This window comes from Brevibacterium sp. LAARM2_SD2 (assembly GCF_057364785.1).
This window is the reverse complement of record NZ_JBNFOM010000013.1, coordinates 86,594-102,979: the sequence shown is the minus strand read 5'-3', so window position 1 is coordinate 102,979 and position 16,386 is coordinate 86,594. Positions and strand designations below refer to the sequence as shown.

The window sequence follows — 16,386 nt, the reverse complement described above, 5'->3', positions numbered from 1 at the left end:
CCGTCGGGCCGGAGGGCCGACGGGTCGACGGTGCCGAGTGACGGGTGGCCGTCAGCGGTCGAGGAGCAGGGTGGCCGAGAACCTCGCCGTCGACGGCGTCGAGGCGCAGCGTGCGGGCTTCCGTGGGGCCGGCGGCCCGGTCGGCGGCGAGGGCGGGAACGGTGCCGTCCTCCGTCGTCGACACCGACTCGGAGGCGGGACCGGCGCCGAGCACGGCGAGGCCGACGGCGGCGACGGCGACGAGGCCGGTGAGCACGCGCAGGGGGACCCGGGACACGCTGCGCGGGGCTGCGGTGAGGCGGTCGGCGCCGAGGACGAGCAGGGCGATCGCGCCGATGCTCGTCAGCGTCACTCCGGCCGCGGGATACGACCCGATGAGCGCGAACGGGCCGACCTGGGCGGGCAGGTGCGCCTGGATGATCGAGACGACGAGGCCGGTGAGGTAGAGCCCGACAGCCCAGGTCAGCACCGTGAGCGGGATGCGGGCCTCGATGAGGGTGAGGAAGGCGAGCAGAAGCATCGGCAGGACGATGAAGAGCGCCCACAGCTGGCTGACGCCGGTCACCCCGAGAGGTTCGAGCAGCCCTGTCAGCCACGTGGGATCGAGCGGGGCGGGGAACCCGACGGCGAGGAGGTACGTCGGAGCGGTGCCCGGGGACAGTGTCTGACCGGGCATGACGAAGAGGGTGCCGGGGTGGGTGACGACCCCGACGAGCCACGGCCACGTGAGCACGAGGGTCGGGACGAGCAGCCAGAGATGACGCAGACCCCGCCGGCGGAGCACGAGGGCGATCGTGAGGACGAGGCCGACGACAAGCATGAGCGGGACGCCGGCGATGATGACGACGAGGAGCAGCCCGGCCGCCGCGGCCGCCGAGACCGAACCGGTGCGCAGACTGCGGGTGAGAGCGATGATGAACAGTGGTGCGGCGATCCACATGAGGATGACGCCGAGGCGGCCGGTCGACAGCCCCATGACGAAGAGCGGGGCGACGAGCCAGAGGAGGCCGGCGAACCCGCGGACCCACTTGCGGGACACGAGGATCCCGGCGCACGCGTAGGCGGCGATCGCCGCCGCGATCGGGGCAGCGAGGATGAGGACGCGGACCGTGACGTCGAGGTTGCCGAGGAACGGCAGACCGAGCACCGCGAGGACGAGCTGGAGCGGATCGGCCGGGGTGTCGATGCCCGTGCCGGCGTCGAGGAAGCCGCCGAGGAGCCGGGTGACGAGCTCGCCGTAGCCGATGTCGGTCGACCCCAGCGCACCCCCGACGAGGTGGCCGGGACCGAGCAGCCGGTGGGAGACGAGACCGCTGAGCAGACCGGCGGCGAGGATGAGGAAGAAGAGCGGGTGCGTGAAGATGCCGGCGCCGCCGCTGACCTCGAGGCGGGAGAACGAGTCGATGGCCTCCTCGGTGTCACCGACCTGGTTGAGGTCGGCCTCGTCGAGGGTGTCGTGGTCCCCATCGCCGGCACCGGTTCCGGTCCGGCGGGCCGCCATGCTGCGCCGGTGGACGGCGAGTTCCTCGGGGTCGGCGAACAGGGAGTTCAGGTGCGCGGTGTTCGCGCGCTTCGCCAGCCAACCGCGCGCGCGTGGCCGGCGCAGGCGGGCGTGGCGCGACCGTCGGCGGGCAGGCCGACAAGCGCGGCGAAGCGCCAGCCGACGGTCCGACGTCGTTGCCGAGCAGGGAGAGGAGCCCGGCGCCGAGCTGGGTGGCGGCCAGGATGATGAGCAGCCGGACGAGGCCGGGCCGGGCGAGGCTGAGCCGGTAGCGCTGTTCGGTGCGCACCTGCGCTCGGCGCGGTCGGGGGCTTGGCCGAGGTGCCGAGCTGGGCCGCCTCGGCGGCGGAGATGTCGAGTCGAGCGCCGGGGGCCAGGGCCACCCGCCGGCCGAGGTCGCGGAGGCGACGGGAGTATTCGATGCCGCGGTAGGCCGGGCCGAGTCCGCGGCTGGGAGCGCCGATGCGATCGAGGTCGGCGGTGGCGATGAGCATCCCGGGCAGGTCGAGCGCGAGCGTCTCGGACTCCCCGTCCCGCTGTCCCTGGTCGAGCTCTCCCGATCCGACGGGATTGACGCGCACCCCCGCCGAGGTGGTCGTCACCCCGGCGGAGACGATCCGCTCGCCGCTGAAGAGCTTCGGCCCGACCGCCGCGACCGAGTCCGCAGCACTCATCGCGTCGAGGAGCTCGTCGAGGCACCCCGGCGCGGGGCGGGAGTCGGGAGTGAGGAACCAGAGGTAGTCGCTGCCGGCGACGGCCGGCAGGGCGAGCGCCTCGGAGACGGCAAGGCCCCCGAGATCGACGACGGGGATCTCGGGGTGGATCCTGCTCAGGGTGGTTTCGAGCTCGGCCTTGCGGGAGTCGTCGCCGGAGATGACGACGACCGTGACGGCAGGTCTCACACGACTCGCTTCTTGAGCCGACGGCGTTCGCGCTCGGACATGCCGCCCCAGATCCCGAACCGCTCATCGTTGGCCAGCGCGTAGTCGAGGCATTCGGAGCGGACCTCGCAGGACTCGCAGACGCGTTTGGCCTCGCGGGTCGATCCGCCCTTCTCCGGGAAGAACGCCTCAGGGTCGGTCTGGGCGCACAGCGCCTGGTCCTGCCACGACAGCTCGCCGTCCTCGGCGGCGCCGAGGAGGAGCGAGAGCGGCGACACTGCCGCATCGTCGACGGGCAGCGGTGTGAGATCGTTCGGATCGATCGCCAATGGGTCCGGCAGCGTGTCCGGTGTGCGGGCGCCGGGTTCGACGAACCAGTCGCCGGCGCTGCGGGAGGTCACCCCCGGTACGGAGACGAACTCCTCATCCTCTAGTCTCTTGCTCTGTGCGCTCTGCACGGTTCTCCCCTTTCTCACGCTCAGCGTGTTGTGCCATGCGAATCCGAGAATTCGTGCTAAGCGCGTTCCCCTTAGGTATAAATTACACGCGTGTCATTACCGCTGAGTCAAGCCCTCGTGCAGTAATCAAGCGGGGAGAAACCGCGTATTCGAACACATCTTCACATACACACGCGCCGCCAACACAAGATATGGGGACCGGCATGCGCACCTGCCACAATCCATGGTGTCCACCTGATGGGATCGTGAGAATTTCGGATTCGTTCGGCTGGGATGGGAATATGGAGGAATGAGCCAGGGTGACGGTCCGCGAGCAGGCATGAACGACAGACTGCTGACCGTCTACGCGCCTCCCCTCGACGACGACATCCGGCCCGGTTCGGACCTCGCGGGCATCCTCATCACCAGTCTGCGGCGCAACCGCATCGATCTCAAGGACGGCGACATCCTCGTCATCGCCTCGAAGGTCGTGTCGAAGGCCGACGGGAGACTGACCTCGGTGGCTGACCGCGCCGAGTTCGAGGACCTCGTCCGAGCGTCCTCGACCCACCTCGTGGCCGAACGCAGCTATGCGTCGGGAACGACGGTCCAGGTCGTGCGGACTCAGGCCGGCACGGTGCAGGCCGCGGCCGGTCTCGACCAGTCGAACTCCGGCGGCGACGTCGTCCTCCATCCCGCCGACGCCGACCATTCCGCCGCTCAGCTGCGCGCCCGTGTCGAGGAGGCCTTCGCGGTGCGCATCGGCGTCGTCGTCTCCGATACGACATCGCGGCCGTGGCGCGTCGGGGTCGGAGACATCGCGCTCGGCCTCTCCGGGTTCTCCGGCCTCGACGACCAGCGCGGACTGCCCGACGACGACGGGCGCGTGCAGACGGTGACCGTGCGCGCCGTCGGCGATGAGATCGCCGCCGCCGCCGACCTCGTCAAGGGGGCCGCCCGCGGTCTGCCGATGGCGCTGATCCGCGGTGCCGGCGGCTACCTCGACAACGGCGGCGGCGGAGCGAAGGCACTGTGCCGGGACCTCGGCGAAGACTGGTTCCGCTTCGGTCACGTCGAGGCGATCCAGCGCGGGCTCGGCGTCGATACCGTACCCGGCCGTGCTCCCGCCGGGGACGGCGGCGACGACATCCTCGAGCGCGTCTCCCGGGCCATCCGCGTCGTCCGCGGCGGCAACGCGCGCACCCCCGGCCATGCGGCCTGGCGGATGCGCATCGAGGGGTCGGGCTCGCGGATCATCATGAGCCCCTCGACCTCCCCGGCGACGACGCAGGCCGACGGACCTCCGATCCTCGAAGCGATGGTCGGACTCGGCTCCCTCGTCGAGCGCATGCACACCGCGCTCTTCGCCGAGGACCTCTCCGCGACGACGAAGTGGCATTGGGCCGAGGGGGACCTCGGCAGCTTCCCGCGAGGAGTGACGATCGACATCGGACTCCTCTCCCCCGACAGCACGCACTGATCCCCCGACAGCACACGCTCGAGAAAGCAGGACAGATGGATCTCACCCGCCTCGCTGGCACCGGCGGTCCCGTGCTCTTCTGGCGCGGGCCCGACTTCGACACCCTCGACCTCACCGGCCCGGTCATCGCGAACTGGGTGAATAAGGGAGTCGGTCTCTTCGGCGACTACGATCTCGGCCCCGACTTCACCCTCTTCGTCCCGCTGCCCGGCGGTCTCCACTGGCGCGAACTCGTCGCGATCCTCAGCGTCCTCCTCGCCGGTGGCCGCGTCGTCCTCGGCGAGCAGGGCGATGCCGGTGGCACCGCTTCAGCCGGCGGCAGCATCTCGGCCGTCCCGGACGGGGACTTCCACGCGCTCGTCCCGGTCGGGTTCGAGTCGGACCCGGCGATCGCCTCGGCGGAGGAGATCTTCGTCTTCAATCCCCCGGCACTGGCGCTGAGCACTCCGGTCGATGCCGACTTCATCGACGTCAACTCCGCGATCCGGGCGTATCCCGACGTCACCCCGCGCCGCCTCGACGGCTCGGGCACCCTCGCCGTCCTCGGGGCTGCGGGGACGACGGAGATCCCGTGGACCGCGGCGATGACCACCGGTTCCGCGGGTCCCCCCGCGGGGATCCTCGTCTCCCACTCGACCCCGCAGGAGGACCAGTGGCCGGACCTGCTGGGCCACCTCCTCGGCGGGGGTGAGACCGTGCTCGGCACGGGAGTCGATGAGGCTCGCATCGCGGACCTCGCACGGGAGCTCGGTGAGGTCCGTGGCAGACTGGGGACATGGACAAAGTAGTTGACACGCCCGCAGAAGCAGTGGCCGATATTGCCGATGGATCGTCGATCGCCGTGGGCGGATTCGGGGTCGTCGGAGTCCCGGAATTCCTCATCCGCGCGATCAGGGAACAGGGGACGACGGACCTCGAGGTGATCTCGAACAACGCGGGCGTCGACGGCCGCGGGCTCGGGGTGCTGCTCGCCGACCATCGGATCCGGCGGATCATCGCGTCCTATGTCGGGGAGAACAAGGAGTTCGCCCGGCAGTACCTCTCCGGTGAGCTCGAGGTCGAGCTCACCCCGCAGGGCACGCTCGCGGAGAAGCTGCGCGCCGGCGGTGCGGGCATCCCCGCGTTCTACACGATCACCGGCGCCGGCACCCAGGTCGCCGAGGGCGGCATGCCGTGGAAGTACGACGCGGACGGCAACGTCATCAAGGAGTCCCCGGCGAAGGACACCCGGGTCTTCGACACCTTCGGCGAGGAGCAGACCTACGTCCTCGAGGAGTCGCTCGCCCCCGACTACGCCCTCGTCCGCGCCGCCGTCGGCGACCGCGACGGGAATCTCGTCTTCCACTCCTCGGCCCGCAACTTCAATCCGCCGGCCGCGCAGGCCGGTCGGATCACGATCGCCGAGGTCGAGAAGCTCGTCGAACCCGGTGACATCGATCCCGACGAGGTGCATCTGCCCGGTGTCTTCGTCCACCGCGTCGTCCCGCTGACGGCGGAGCAGATCGCCGACAAGCCGATCGAGAAGCGCACCCTCCGTCCGACCCCGACCGCCGCGAACGCCTGAGGAGAGCCCACCATGGCACTGACACGCAACCAGATGGCCGCGCGCGCGGCGCAGGAGCTCGCCGACGGCAGCTACGTCAACCTCGGCATCGGCATGCCGACCCTCGTCCCGAACTACGTGCCCGACGGTGTGCGGCTCGTTCTCCAGTCGGAGAACGGCCTCCTCGGCGTCGGTCCGTACCCGACCGAGGACGAACTCGACCCCGACCTCATCAACGCGGGCAAGGAGACCGTGACGATGCTGCCGGGCGCCTCGTACTTCGATTCGGCGGCGAGCTTCGGCATGATCCGCGGCGGCAAGATCGATGCCGCGATCCTCGGCGCGATGCAGGTCGCGGTCAACGGCGACATCGCGAACTGGATGATCCCCGGCAAGATGGTCAAGGGCATGGGCGGGGCGATGGACCTCGTCCACGGCGCCAAGCGCGTCATCGTCGTCATGGACCATGTCGCAAAGGACGGCACGCACAAGCTGCTCGGCGCCTGCGACCTGCCGCTGACGGGCAAGGGCGTCGTCGAACGCGTCATCACCGACCTCGCCGTCCTCGACGTCACCGGTGATGCCTTCACCCTCGTCGAGCTCGCACCGGGAGTCACCGTCGAGGAGGTCAAGGAGAAGACCGGCGCCGAGGTGGTCGTCCCCGACGACGTCGCAACCATCACCGTCCCCGACGTCTGAGTCGCGCGCGCCGCTGCCCACTGACGCTCCTTCGGAGTGTCGGTGCGCGGCGGCCTTGTGCGCTGTCCCGCCGCAGCCCGCCACGCGCAGCCCGGACCCGTAAATCGCAGTCCGCATCCGCACCGACAACGCCGACCCTCACACGCAACTCGTGGCCTCACGCACAACCCTGGGCTCTACACACAACGCGCAGCCCCACACACAACACTGGGCTTGCCGAGAGGCACCCGCAGCCGCGAACACACCGCGTGCACGGGTAGTGAAAGCCGCTCCACAGGCGGGATGCCGGAAACGCGCTCGATCACGCGCCGCTCAGCTCGCCACGCACAACCCGGAGCCGCCCTGACAACGCAGCACGTCACGCACAACCCTCAGCCCCACACACAACACTGGGCTCGCCGAGAGGCACCCGCAGCCCCGAACACACCGTGTGCACGGGTAGTGAAAGCCGCTCCAGGGACAGGGTTCGCCCGCGCGCTCCGCTCAGGAGCGAGGCAGCCTCAGTAGAGGGGAAACCTGAGGTGCGAGGCAGCCTCAGGCGAAGGGCAGCGCGCGATCGAGTCCGGTGGTCGCGACGAAGAGGTCTCCGTGACCGTCGGCCGTGACGGCGGGTTCGTTGGCGCCGACGAAGACGCTCTGCCCACGCGTCAGGGTCGTTGAGTTCCCCACCGACGTCAGGGTGATCGTCCCCGAGGTGCACAGCACGATGGCCGCCCCGCGCCGGTCGATGCGCTTCAGGCGCGGGCACCGCAGGGCCTGGAGAGCGAAGTCCTCGGTCGCACCGGTGAGGACGCCGTCGCGGTCGGGCTCGAGCAGCTGCGGGGGCGCGGCCGTGAACGTCGCGATCCGGGTGAGCTCGGGGATGTCGACGTGCTTGCTCGTCAGGCCCCCGCGCAGGACGTTGTCGCTCGAGGCCATGATCTCGATGCCCGTCCCGCCGAGGTAGGCGTGGAGGATCCCCGATTCCATCGCGAGCGCCTCGCCCGGCTGGAGGTGGACGCGGCAGAGCATGAGCGCGACGAGGACACCGGGATCGTCCGGATAGTCGGTGACGAGCTCGACGAAGGTCTGCATCGGGTCGACGGCCGTGCCGAGCTGGGAGGCGTGCCCGCGCGGCGGGGTCGCGAAGTCCTGGCTCGCGATCTCCGCGACGAGTCCCGGCGCGCGGTCGTCGCCGAGGATGAGCTCGACCGTCCGCGCGAACGCCTTGGCATCGCTGAGCGCCTTGAGCGACGCGAGGATCTCGCCGAGGAGGTCGAGCGAGGACGCCGACAGCGACAGGGAGAGGAACCGCTCGAAAGTCGCCCGCACGGCCTTGCGCGGGCGGAAGCCGGAGAGGGCGTGGAACTCGGTGAGGGCGTAGATGAGCTCGGGCTTCGCCGAGGCGTCCTTGTAGTTGCGGTCGGGAGCGTCGAGATCCGGCCCCGTCTCCTCCTCCCGGGTGAAGCCGGCAGCGGCCTGCTCCGGGGTGGGGTGGACCTGGATCGACAGCGCCTTCTCCGCGGAGAGGACCTTGAGGAGGAAGGGCAGACGCGGCCCGAAGACCTCGAGCGAGTCGCGTCCGAGAAGTCCCTCGGGATCACCGGCGATGTATTCGATGAGGTTGGGCCCGAGGTCGAGTCGCCCGGAGGTGCGGACATCGACGGACGAGGACGAGCCGACGTGTCCGTAGCCGACCGCCCCGTGGGTGCCCTGGGCGGCGGAGAGTTCGAGTCGTGAGGGGCTGAGCGGGTGCGCTCCCAGCCAGAGTTCGGCGCACGGCGTGCCGTCCGGGACGGTGCCGAGGATCGCGGGAATCGCGTCCGGGGTGCCCCAGTCGAAGTTCTTCACGGTGTTGTGCAGCCGACGCACTGGCATCACCTCTCCTGCGAATCGTCCGTGCGCTCTCGCGCATCCATCCCTCAACCGTAGCGTGTGCGCCTGCCGGAATTCCGCGATGACGCCGTGACTTCACTTTCTGTTCAGGCCCGGTCACACAGTGTTCACCGCACACACGCCAGCGGCCCCGAGACGCGGGTGCGTCTCGGGGCCGCTGCCGATGTGGTCACTCCCCAGTGATCACTGCGCGATGATCAGCCGATGACCCGGATGACCTTGGCGCCGCGGCTGAGCATCCACTCGTAGCTGCGCTTCGTCGTGTTCGTCCGCGTCGAACCCGCGTCGTACATCTGGCCCTTGGTCTCGGAGATGATTCCGATGTGACCGGGGATCCAGATGAGGTCGCCGGGCTTGGCGTCCTTGATCGAGATCTCCTTGCCGGCATTGCGCTGCTGGCTAGTCGTGCGCGGCAGATCGATGCCCGCCTTGCCGTAGACGTACTGGGTGTAGCCCGAGCAGTCCCAGCCGTTCGGCGTGGTCCCGCCCCAGACGTACTTGGTCCCGACGTACTTCTTCGCCTGTTCGATGACCTTGTCCCGCTGCGCCTGGATCTGCTCCTCCTTCGAGGGCTTGTCCTCCTTGGGCGGCTCAGTGGGCTTCGGCTCCTCCTTCGGAGGCTCGGTCGGCTTGGGCTCTTCCTTCGGCGGATCCGAAGGGGTGGGCTCCTGCGTCGGCTCATCGGTCGAACCGCCGTTGTCGGAGCCGTTGTCTGATCCGTTCGCGTTTCCGTCGGCTGCAGCACCTTCCCCGGAGTCTGCACCCGAACCGCCATCGGCGGCGCTGTCCCCCGGCGGGGGCGAGTCGCCCGGCGCGTTCTCATCGACTGCGGTGCCCGAGATCGAGCCCCTGGCGGAGAACTCCGTCGTGCCGTAGCCCTCGGCCCACACGAGCTTCGCTCCCTCGAAGAGCTGCTCGGCACGGCCGTCCTTGATCACCGGGTTGGACTTCGGGTAGCCGAGGTGGCCGCGCTCGTAGCCCTTGTCCTTCCAGTACTTGAGCAGGGTTCCGGTGGTGTAGGCCGCCCCGGTCTGGGGCGACCAGTGGAACGAGCCCTTCGAGAACGTCTGGTAGACGCCCCCGCCCTTGAGGCCGCCCTTCTCCGTGCTCACGGGCAGCCCCAGCTGGGTGATGGCCTCACCCTTGTACGCCGAGGCGATCGCCCCGGTGACGTGGTACGCGCCGGTCTTCTGCGACCAGTAGACGACGCCCTTCTCGTAGTTGCGGGCCTTGGCGCCGTCGACGCCCTTGACGTCGTACTCGCTGCCGGTGGCCTTGCCGAGGTTGTTGTCCGCGGCGTACTTCTCGATCGCGGTCTGCGGTGCCGGCTTCGGGGTCTCGTTCTTGCCGTCATCGCTGCTGTCCGAGGGCAGATCGCCGGACTTGAGGATGTTGTTGACGGTGTCGCGGACCTCGCCGAGCTTCGCGTAGAACGCATCGCCCGGGCAGTCGGTGCTGCCGAGGTCGCGGTGGCCGACGAGCGTCGACTTGCTCGCCGTCAGTCCGTACATCGAGAACTTCCACGCGATCGCCGAGGCGACGGCGTCGCGGGTGACCTTCGGCGGAGCCGAGCTGTTGTACGTGCCGAGCACCGAGATGCCGAAGGTGCCGGTGTTGTGACCGGAGGTGTGAGCGCCGACCACGGCCTTCGAGATGTCACCGTCACGGGCCTGCCACAGGCGACCGTACTTGTCGGCGACGACGTTGTATCCGATGTCGGACCATCCGCGTCCCTTCTGGTGGAAGGTCTGGATGCCGCGGATGATGCCGGGAACGTCCTCAGCCGAGTAGCTGTTCGATCCCGAGGTGTGGTGGACGACGGCCTGCTTGATGCTGCTCGCGTAGCTGGGGCTGCCCTTGTACGACTTCGCTCCCCACGACTTCCGCGAGGCGATGTCGGGCTTGGGCACCTTGGCCGACTTCGCGACGGTGTTGACCTGCGCGTCACCGGGCACGTAGTTCTGCGTCGTCACCGTGGCCGCACCGGTCGCCGACACCGTCGTGGCATCGGTCGCGCCGGTGTCGGTGGTGCCGGATTCGTCGACGGCGGGTGCGGTCGAGCCGGACTCGTCGGTCGAGGCGGCCGGATCGATCTGGACGGGCGCGTTGTCCGCGACCGCCTGCGCGTCGGCTTCGGAGAACTTGGGGTCGACGAGGACGAGTTCGGCATCCGTGGGCGCCTTGTCGCCGAGGATGCGCAGCTGCACGCCGCTGGCCTCGTTGACGGTGAACGGCTCGGAGCCCTCGTTCTTCGCCTCCTCCTGCTTGTCCTCGTCGAGATCCTGCCAGGATCCCCACCCGGAGTCGCTCTTGACGCGCACCTGGATGCGGATCGTGCTCGGCGCATCGGCGAAGGTGACTCCGACGAGGCTCGGGTTCTTCGTGGGCACGTCGAGGACGTCGGAGATGAGCGCGATGTTGACGCCGTCCTCGGTCTTCTGACGCACCGTGCCGGAGATGTCCTCGTCGTCCTGCGCGTCGTCGGCGGGGGTCGAGCCCTCGGTGGGCTCCTGGGCGGCCTCTCCGCCGTCACCGGCATCGCCGGACTCGGCGGGGGCGGTGCCCTCGGCCGGTGCGGGAGTCTGCGATCCCTCCGGGGAGGTCAGGCCCGCCGAGGTGGGGGCGACGGTCGCAGCGACCGGCTGAGCGCTCACGTTGACGGTCTCAGGCACCTGCGCGGCGGCCAGCGCCGACTGGGACTTGAAGATGTCGGGAAGGTTGGTCGCGCTCTGGTTGGAGACGCTCGCCTCGGCGCTGCTCGAATCGCGCGCGCCGGGGACGTCGAGTCCGTCTTCGCTCACATTGAGCGCTTCTTGGGTCACTTCCGGTTCGACGGTGGCAGCAAAGGCGTCCGTCGCCGTGACCGCTAAGGTGCCGACGAGTGCGACAGAGGCGCAGCCCGCGACTGTGGGCAGTATGTATTTCATCGTTACAGCCTTTTCGAGGAAGTCAGGGAAGTTCAGGCCCGGGAGTCCACTTCACCGTCGGCATACGGTGGGCGACCCCAACATCTCAAAATTGTTACACATTTCCGGCGTGTCAGAGTGGAAAATAACGAATGAAGATAATTACACCGGTGTGGTTCCCAGTGTTGGCAGGCGACACACCGTGCGAAAGTTTTTTCGCCGGGACGTTCTCAGGTCGTCATCGACCGGGTCGCCGGAGCGTCACGGGACGTAGCAGATCGCCCGTGCGTCGGCCTCTTCGCCCTCGTCAGGAGTGGTGTCACCGGCCCCGGAGGCCGTCACCGAGGCACCGGTGCCGATGCCCGCGGACACGCCCGCCCCGACGCCTGCCGGCATCGCGAGCGCCTCGGTCTGCTTCTCAGCGTCCCTGGAGGCGGCATCGATCTTCTCGGCAACCAGGCGACGGGCTTCGGCGAAGTCCGGTTGTGATGGTGTCACGCGCGGCGGAGTGAGGTCAAGCGACTCGATCTTCTGGCTCTTGACCTTGAGCGCGAGATCGACGAACGAGTCGACCTGTGAGGACGGGATGTCCGTCGACAGGGCTCCGGGGGTCGCCTTCGCGATGTCCTGGTAGCGGGTGAGCACCGTGGCCGGGTCGAGCTGCTTGACCATCGCCTCCTGGACGCACCGCTGCCGGATCATCCGCTCGTAGTCGCTCGAGAACTCACGGGAACGGGCGTACCAGAGGGCGTTGAAGCCGTCGAGCTTCTGCTCCCCGGGCTCGATCCACCCCTTGACCGGCCCGTGCTTGCCCGTCGTCGGGTCGACCTTCGAGGAGATCGGGACGCGTTTGCCCGAGACGATGGTGATCCCGCCGAGGGAGTCGATGAGGTTCTCGAAGCCCTTGAGGTTGATCATCGCGTAGTACTGGACCTCAAGGCCGGTGACGGCGGACACGGCGTCCATCGTCGCCTGCTCGCCGGCCCGCTCCGGGTCCTCGAACCGGTCCTTGTACTTCTCACCCTGCTGGAACACGGCGTTGAGCAGGCATTCGCTGCCGCAGTTGAAGCCCTGCGGGTAGACCGAGGCCAGGGGTGAGCCCTCGGCGAAGGGAACGTTCTGCATGTTGCGCGGCAGGCCGATGATGACGGTCTTGCCGGTCTCCGCATCGATCGAGACAAGAGACAGCGAGTCGGGTCGGATGCCGGTCCTGCCCTTGCCGGCGTCCGAGCCGAGGAGCAGGATGTTGTAGCGCCCGTCGACGGGCTTCGCGACCTTCCCGGAGGCGAAGAGGTCGCTGACGAGTCCGCGCTGGCTGTTGAGCATGTTCGTGCCCCACGCCAGCGGCCCGACGACGATGAGGACGAGGGCGCAGAAGGCGGCGAGGAAGCGCGGACGGGCCTTCTTCGACAGCGTCACCAGCCGGATGCGGCGAATCGTGTCGACGAGGCAGACGAACCAGTTGAGCCCGACGATGGGCACCCAGAGCGTGAGGAATGTGAGGATGATCGGGTTCGTCCCGATCGTGAACGCGAACGTGCGGTTGATGAGGATCGCGATGACGGCGACGATGAAGAGCAGCCAGCTGAGCGCGGTGATCGACAGCGAGATCCGCGCCCAGCGCCGGCTGCGGAAGAGCAGCTGGACACCGCCGGGCAGGAGGATGGTGACGAGAAGCAGCAACCACGCACGGACGTCCCTCGTCGGCTGCGAGGCGTACGACGGGAAGTGAATGGGGTCGATGTATCTCGTTTCGGCCACTGCCTCACCTTCGTCTCACGCGCTTCTCGCAGCAGCCGTTCGCGGCCGCGCCAGTGACCACTCTGCCAAAGCTTCGTCAGAGTCCACTGTGTTCATCCATTGTGTCGCGTGGATGCCGTGGATTCCCGCACCTGGGATCTGCGCATGTCGCGGCGGCCGAGTGATACTCCTCACACGCTGGTGACAGCCCCCAGCGGGCACGCCGACGCCCGCCGCCGACACGTCGGGCCGACAGCGGGCGCACCGGGTCTCAGCCGAGCAGCTGGCGACCCATGACGAGGCGCTGGATCTGGTTCGTGCCCTCGTAGATCTGGGTGATCTTCGCGTCGCGCATCATCCGCTCGACGGGGTGGTCGACGACGTAGCCGGCCCCGCCGAGGAGCTGGACGGCGTCGGTCGTGATCTCCATCGCGGCATCGGAGGCGAACGCCTTCGCGGCGGCCCCGAAGTACGTGAGGTCGGCGTCGCCGCGCTCGCTCTTCGCCGCCGCGGTGTAGGTGAGCTGGCGTGCGGCCTCGAGCTTCATGCCCATGTCGGCGAGCATGAACTGGATGGCCTGGAAGTCGGCGATGCGCTTGCCGAACTGCTGGCGCTCCTTGACGTAGCCCAGCGCGTAGTCGAGGGCGCCCTGGGCGATGCCGATGGCCTGGGCGGCGATCGTCACGCGCGTGTGGTCGAGGGTGCGCAGCGCGATCTTCAGGCCCTCCCCCGGGGCGCCGACGATGCGGTCGCCGGGCAGTCGGACGTTGTCGAAGAGCAGCTCCCGGGTCGGGGAGCCTTTGATGCCGAGCTTGCGCTCCTTCTCACCGAACGTGAAGCCCTCGTCGGACTTCTCGACGACGAACGCGGAGATGTTGCGTCCGCGGGCTCCGTCGGGATCGGTCACGGCCATCACCGTGTAGTACTCGGAGACGCCGGCGTTGGTGATCCACGTCTTCACGCCGTTGAGGATCCAGTCGTCGCCGTCACGGGTCGCCCGCGTCTTCATCGAGGCGGTGTCGGAGCCGGCCTCGCGTTCGGAGAGCCCGTAGGAGAACCCGGCCTCGCCGCGGGCGACGGGGGTGAGGTACTTCTCCTTGATCGCATCGTCGCCGCCGAGCTGGACGGGCATGCTGCCGAGCTTGTTGACCGCGGGGATGAGCGAGGACGAGGCGCAGGCGCGCGCGACCTCTTCGATGATGATCGCGACCGCGAGCGCGTCGGCCCCGACTCCCCCGTACTGCTCGGGGATGTGCGCGGCGAAGAAGTCGGTCTCGACGAGCGCGTCGTGGGCTTCCTGCGGGTACCGGGACTCGGCGTCGACCTCGGCCGCGAAGGGGGCGATCCGCTTCTCGACGACGTCGCGCACCGCCGCGCGGATCTCTTCGTGCTCTTCACTGGGCTGGTAGAGGTCGAACATCGTGCTCCTTTGACTGATCGATCGTTCAGTCAATAATTATTGCCCGAGTGCCGCCCCTTTGTCGAGGGCGACCTGGCGGAGGGCGGCCCGGTAGTCGTCGAGTCGGCCGCGGAGAGCGACCGCCTCGGCGTCGGTGCCGGCTGCGAGGATCCGTGCGGCAAGCAGTCCTGCGTTCTTCGCTCCCCCGATCGAGACCGTCGCGACGGGCACGCCGCCGGGCATCTGGACGATCGAGAGGAGGGAGTCCATTCCGTCGAGGTGTTTCAGCGGCACGGGCACCCCGATGACCGGCAGGGACGTCATCGAGGCGATCATCCCCGGCAGGTGCGCCGCTCCCCCAGCCCCGGCGATGATGACGCGCAGTCCGCGCTCGGCAGCGGTCCGCGCCCACTCGACCATGTCCTCGGGCATGCGGTGGGCCGAGACCACCTCGGCGGTCGAGGCGATGCCGAGTTCGGTGAGCGCCTCGGCGGCGGCCCGCATCGTCGGCCAGTCCGAGTCGGAGCCCATGACGATCCCGACGGGGACGCTCGCCGAGGCGGCCGCCTCGTCGGTCTGCTGCGTGGAGGTGGTCATGTCAGTCCCTTTCCTCGGGTGAGGTCTGGCGGGGCGCGGTGTCCTCCGCGCCCTCCGGGGTGAGGTCGGCCGGGGTCGGCAGGCTCGGGTGCGGGTCGACGTCGACGCCGGCGATGAAGTCCGCGGCGTGCCGGGCCCGGGCGAGGACGAGCGCGCGATCGGCGCCGTACGCGTTGACGTGGCCGACCTTCCGCCCGGGGCTGACGTCCTTGCCGTAGAGGTGGACCTTGACATCGGGGTCGTGGGCCATGACGTGGAGGTAGGGGTGGTAGAGGTCCTCGTGGTCGGCGCCGAGGATGTTGACCATGACCGAGACCTCGTCGCGGGCCGCAGGGCTGCCGAGCGGCAGGTCGAGGACGGCGCGCAGGTGCTGTTCGAACTGGCTCGTCACCGAGCCGTCCTGCGTCCAGTGCCCGGTGTTGTGGGGGCGCATCGCGAATTCGTTGATGAGGAAGCCGTCCGGGGTCTCGAACATCTCCATCGCCATCACCCCGGTGACGTCGAGGGCACCGGCGACGGTGAGGACCGCCTCGGTGATCGCGGTCGCCTTCTGCCCGGGCAGCCCGGGGGCCGGGGCGATCGCCTCCTTGCACACGCCGTCCTGCTGCCACGTCTCGACGACCGGCCACACGGCGGTCTGGCCCATCGGGGACCGGCCGACCATGACGGCGAGCTCCCGGGTGAAGTCGACCTTCTCCTCGGCGAGGAGGACGGGGACCTCGGCGAGCCAATCGGTGACCTCGGCGAGGTCGGAGATGACGCGCACGCCCTTGCCGTCATAGCCCCGCGCGGGGTCTTGAGGACGAAGGGCAGGCCCACCTCGGCGGCGAAGGCCTCGGCATCGGCGAGGCTGCCGATCTCCGCCCACCGGGGGTTGGGCAGGCCGAGGTCGTCCATCTTCCGGCGCATGAGGATCTTGTCCTGGGCGAAGATGAGCGCCCGCGGTCCCGGGCGGACGGTGTACCCGGCGGCGACGAGGGCCTCGAGGTGCTCCGGCGGGACGTGCTCGTGGTCGAAGGTGATGACGTCGACGGTCTCGGCGAAGGACTTGAGCGTCGCGAAGTCGGTGTAGTCGCCGACCGTGACGTCGTGGATGACCTGCGCGGCGGGGGCGTCAGCGGACTCGGAGAGGACGGCGAATCTCACGCCGAGGGCTTCGGCGGCGGGGGCGAGCATGCGGGCGAGCTGACCGCCGCCGATGACGCCGATGGTAGGAAAAGTCACGCCTGCCATCCTATCGCGGGGCCGCTCCGAACGGTGCGTGAGGGCAGTCCTCCGGCTCCGGTCGGCTCCCCTGTCCGCAGAGAACGTCTCTGTCTGCAGGGAGC

Annotated in this window: 11 protein-coding genes and 2 pseudogenes; 4 read left to right on the top strand and 9 right to left on the bottom strand. The window is 69.1% G+C overall.

From position 1 onward, the window contains the following. The 3 genes and pseudogenes from AC2W7K_RS10210 to AC2W7K_RS10200 all read right to left on the bottom strand — a co-directional run. A pseudogene (locus AC2W7K_RS10210) lies at positions 1-1,501 on the bottom strand (glycosyl transferase); the annotation flags it as partial. Positions 1,502-1,548: 47 nt separating this feature from the next. Then, positions 1,549-2,403: a glycosyltransferase family protein gene (locus tag AC2W7K_RS10205; protein WP_486006102.1), complete on the bottom strand. Its 855-nt coding sequence runs from the start codon at positions 2,401-2,403 to the stop codon at positions 1,549-1,551. Next, positions 2,400-2,660, bottom strand: a complete 261-nt coding sequence (locus tag AC2W7K_RS10200) for a WhiB family transcriptional regulator (protein WP_332839545.1) — start codon at positions 2,658-2,660, stop codon at positions 2,400-2,402. The genes AC2W7K_RS10205 and AC2W7K_RS10200 overlap by 4 nt, the downstream gene beginning before the upstream one ends. Positions 2,661-3,159: 499 nt before the next feature. Here AC2W7K_RS10200 and AC2W7K_RS10195 point away from each other — a divergent pair, with 499 nt between their 5' ends. The 4 genes from AC2W7K_RS10195 to AC2W7K_RS10180 are packed head-to-tail and all read left to right on the top strand — an operon-like array spanning position 3,160 to position 6,541. Continuing rightward, positions 3,160-4,299 carry a coenzyme F420-0:L-glutamate ligase gene (locus AC2W7K_RS10195; RefSeq protein WP_232623549.1) on the top strand — a complete coding sequence of 380 codons (1,140 nt, stop codon included), beginning with the start codon at positions 3,160-3,162 and terminating at the stop codon, positions 4,297-4,299. A gap of 35 nt (positions 4,300-4,334) precedes the next feature. Next, positions 4,335-5,087 (top strand): hypothetical protein, encoded by a 753-nt coding sequence (locus tag AC2W7K_RS10190; protein WP_198498380.1) that lies wholly within the window; start codon positions 4,335-4,337, stop codon positions 5,085-5,087. Beyond that, a complete protein-coding gene (locus AC2W7K_RS10185; RefSeq protein ID WP_198498379.1) occupies positions 5,075-5,863 on the top strand; it encodes a CoA transferase subunit A in 789 nt (262 codons plus the stop codon). The genes AC2W7K_RS10190 and AC2W7K_RS10185 overlap by 13 nt, the downstream gene beginning before the upstream one ends. 12 nt (positions 5,864-5,875) lie before the next feature. Beyond that, the gene (locus AC2W7K_RS10180) at positions 5,876-6,541 is read left to right on the top strand and encodes a CoA transferase subunit B (RefSeq protein ID WP_198498378.1); all 666 of its coding nucleotides are present in this window, start codon (positions 5,876-5,878) and stop codon (positions 6,539-6,541) included. A 534-nt stretch (positions 6,542-7,075) separates the two neighbouring features. Here the strand turns inward: AC2W7K_RS10180 and manA are convergent. The 6 genes and pseudogenes from manA to AC2W7K_RS10150 all read right to left on the bottom strand — a co-directional run bounded on the left by manA (position 7,076) and on the right by AC2W7K_RS10150 (position 16,234). Then, the gene (gene manA, locus AC2W7K_RS10175) at positions 7,076-8,398 is read right to left on the bottom strand and encodes a mannose-6-phosphate isomerase, class I (RefSeq protein WP_232623548.1); all 1,323 of its coding nucleotides are present in this window, start codon (positions 8,396-8,398) and stop codon (positions 7,076-7,078) included. A 215-nt stretch (positions 8,399-8,613) separates the two neighbouring features. Further along, a complete protein-coding gene (locus AC2W7K_RS10170; protein WP_198498377.1) occupies positions 8,614-11,343 on the bottom strand; it encodes an NlpC/P60 family protein in 2,730 nt (909 codons plus the stop codon). 240 nt (positions 11,344-11,583) lie between these two features. Beyond that, entirely contained in the window at positions 11,584-13,083 is a 1,500-nt protein-coding gene (locus tag AC2W7K_RS10165) for an LCP family protein (RefSeq protein ID WP_198498376.1), read from the bottom strand. 250 nt (positions 13,084-13,333) lie between these two features. Next, complete coding sequence (locus AC2W7K_RS10160; protein WP_198498375.1) at positions 13,334-14,482, bottom strand: acyl-CoA dehydrogenase family protein; 1,149 nt, start codon at positions 14,480-14,482, stop codon at positions 13,334-13,336. Between the two features lie 36 nt (positions 14,483-14,518). Continuing rightward, entirely contained in the window at positions 14,519-15,058 is a 540-nt protein-coding gene (gene purE, locus AC2W7K_RS10155; protein ID WP_198498374.1) for a 5-(carboxyamino)imidazole ribonucleotide mutase, read from the bottom strand. Position 15,059: 1 nt separating this feature from the next. Further along, positions 15,060-16,234 (bottom strand): annotated as a pseudogene (locus AC2W7K_RS10150) (5-(carboxyamino)imidazole ribonucleotide synthase). Positions 16,235-16,386 lie beyond the last annotated feature (152 nt).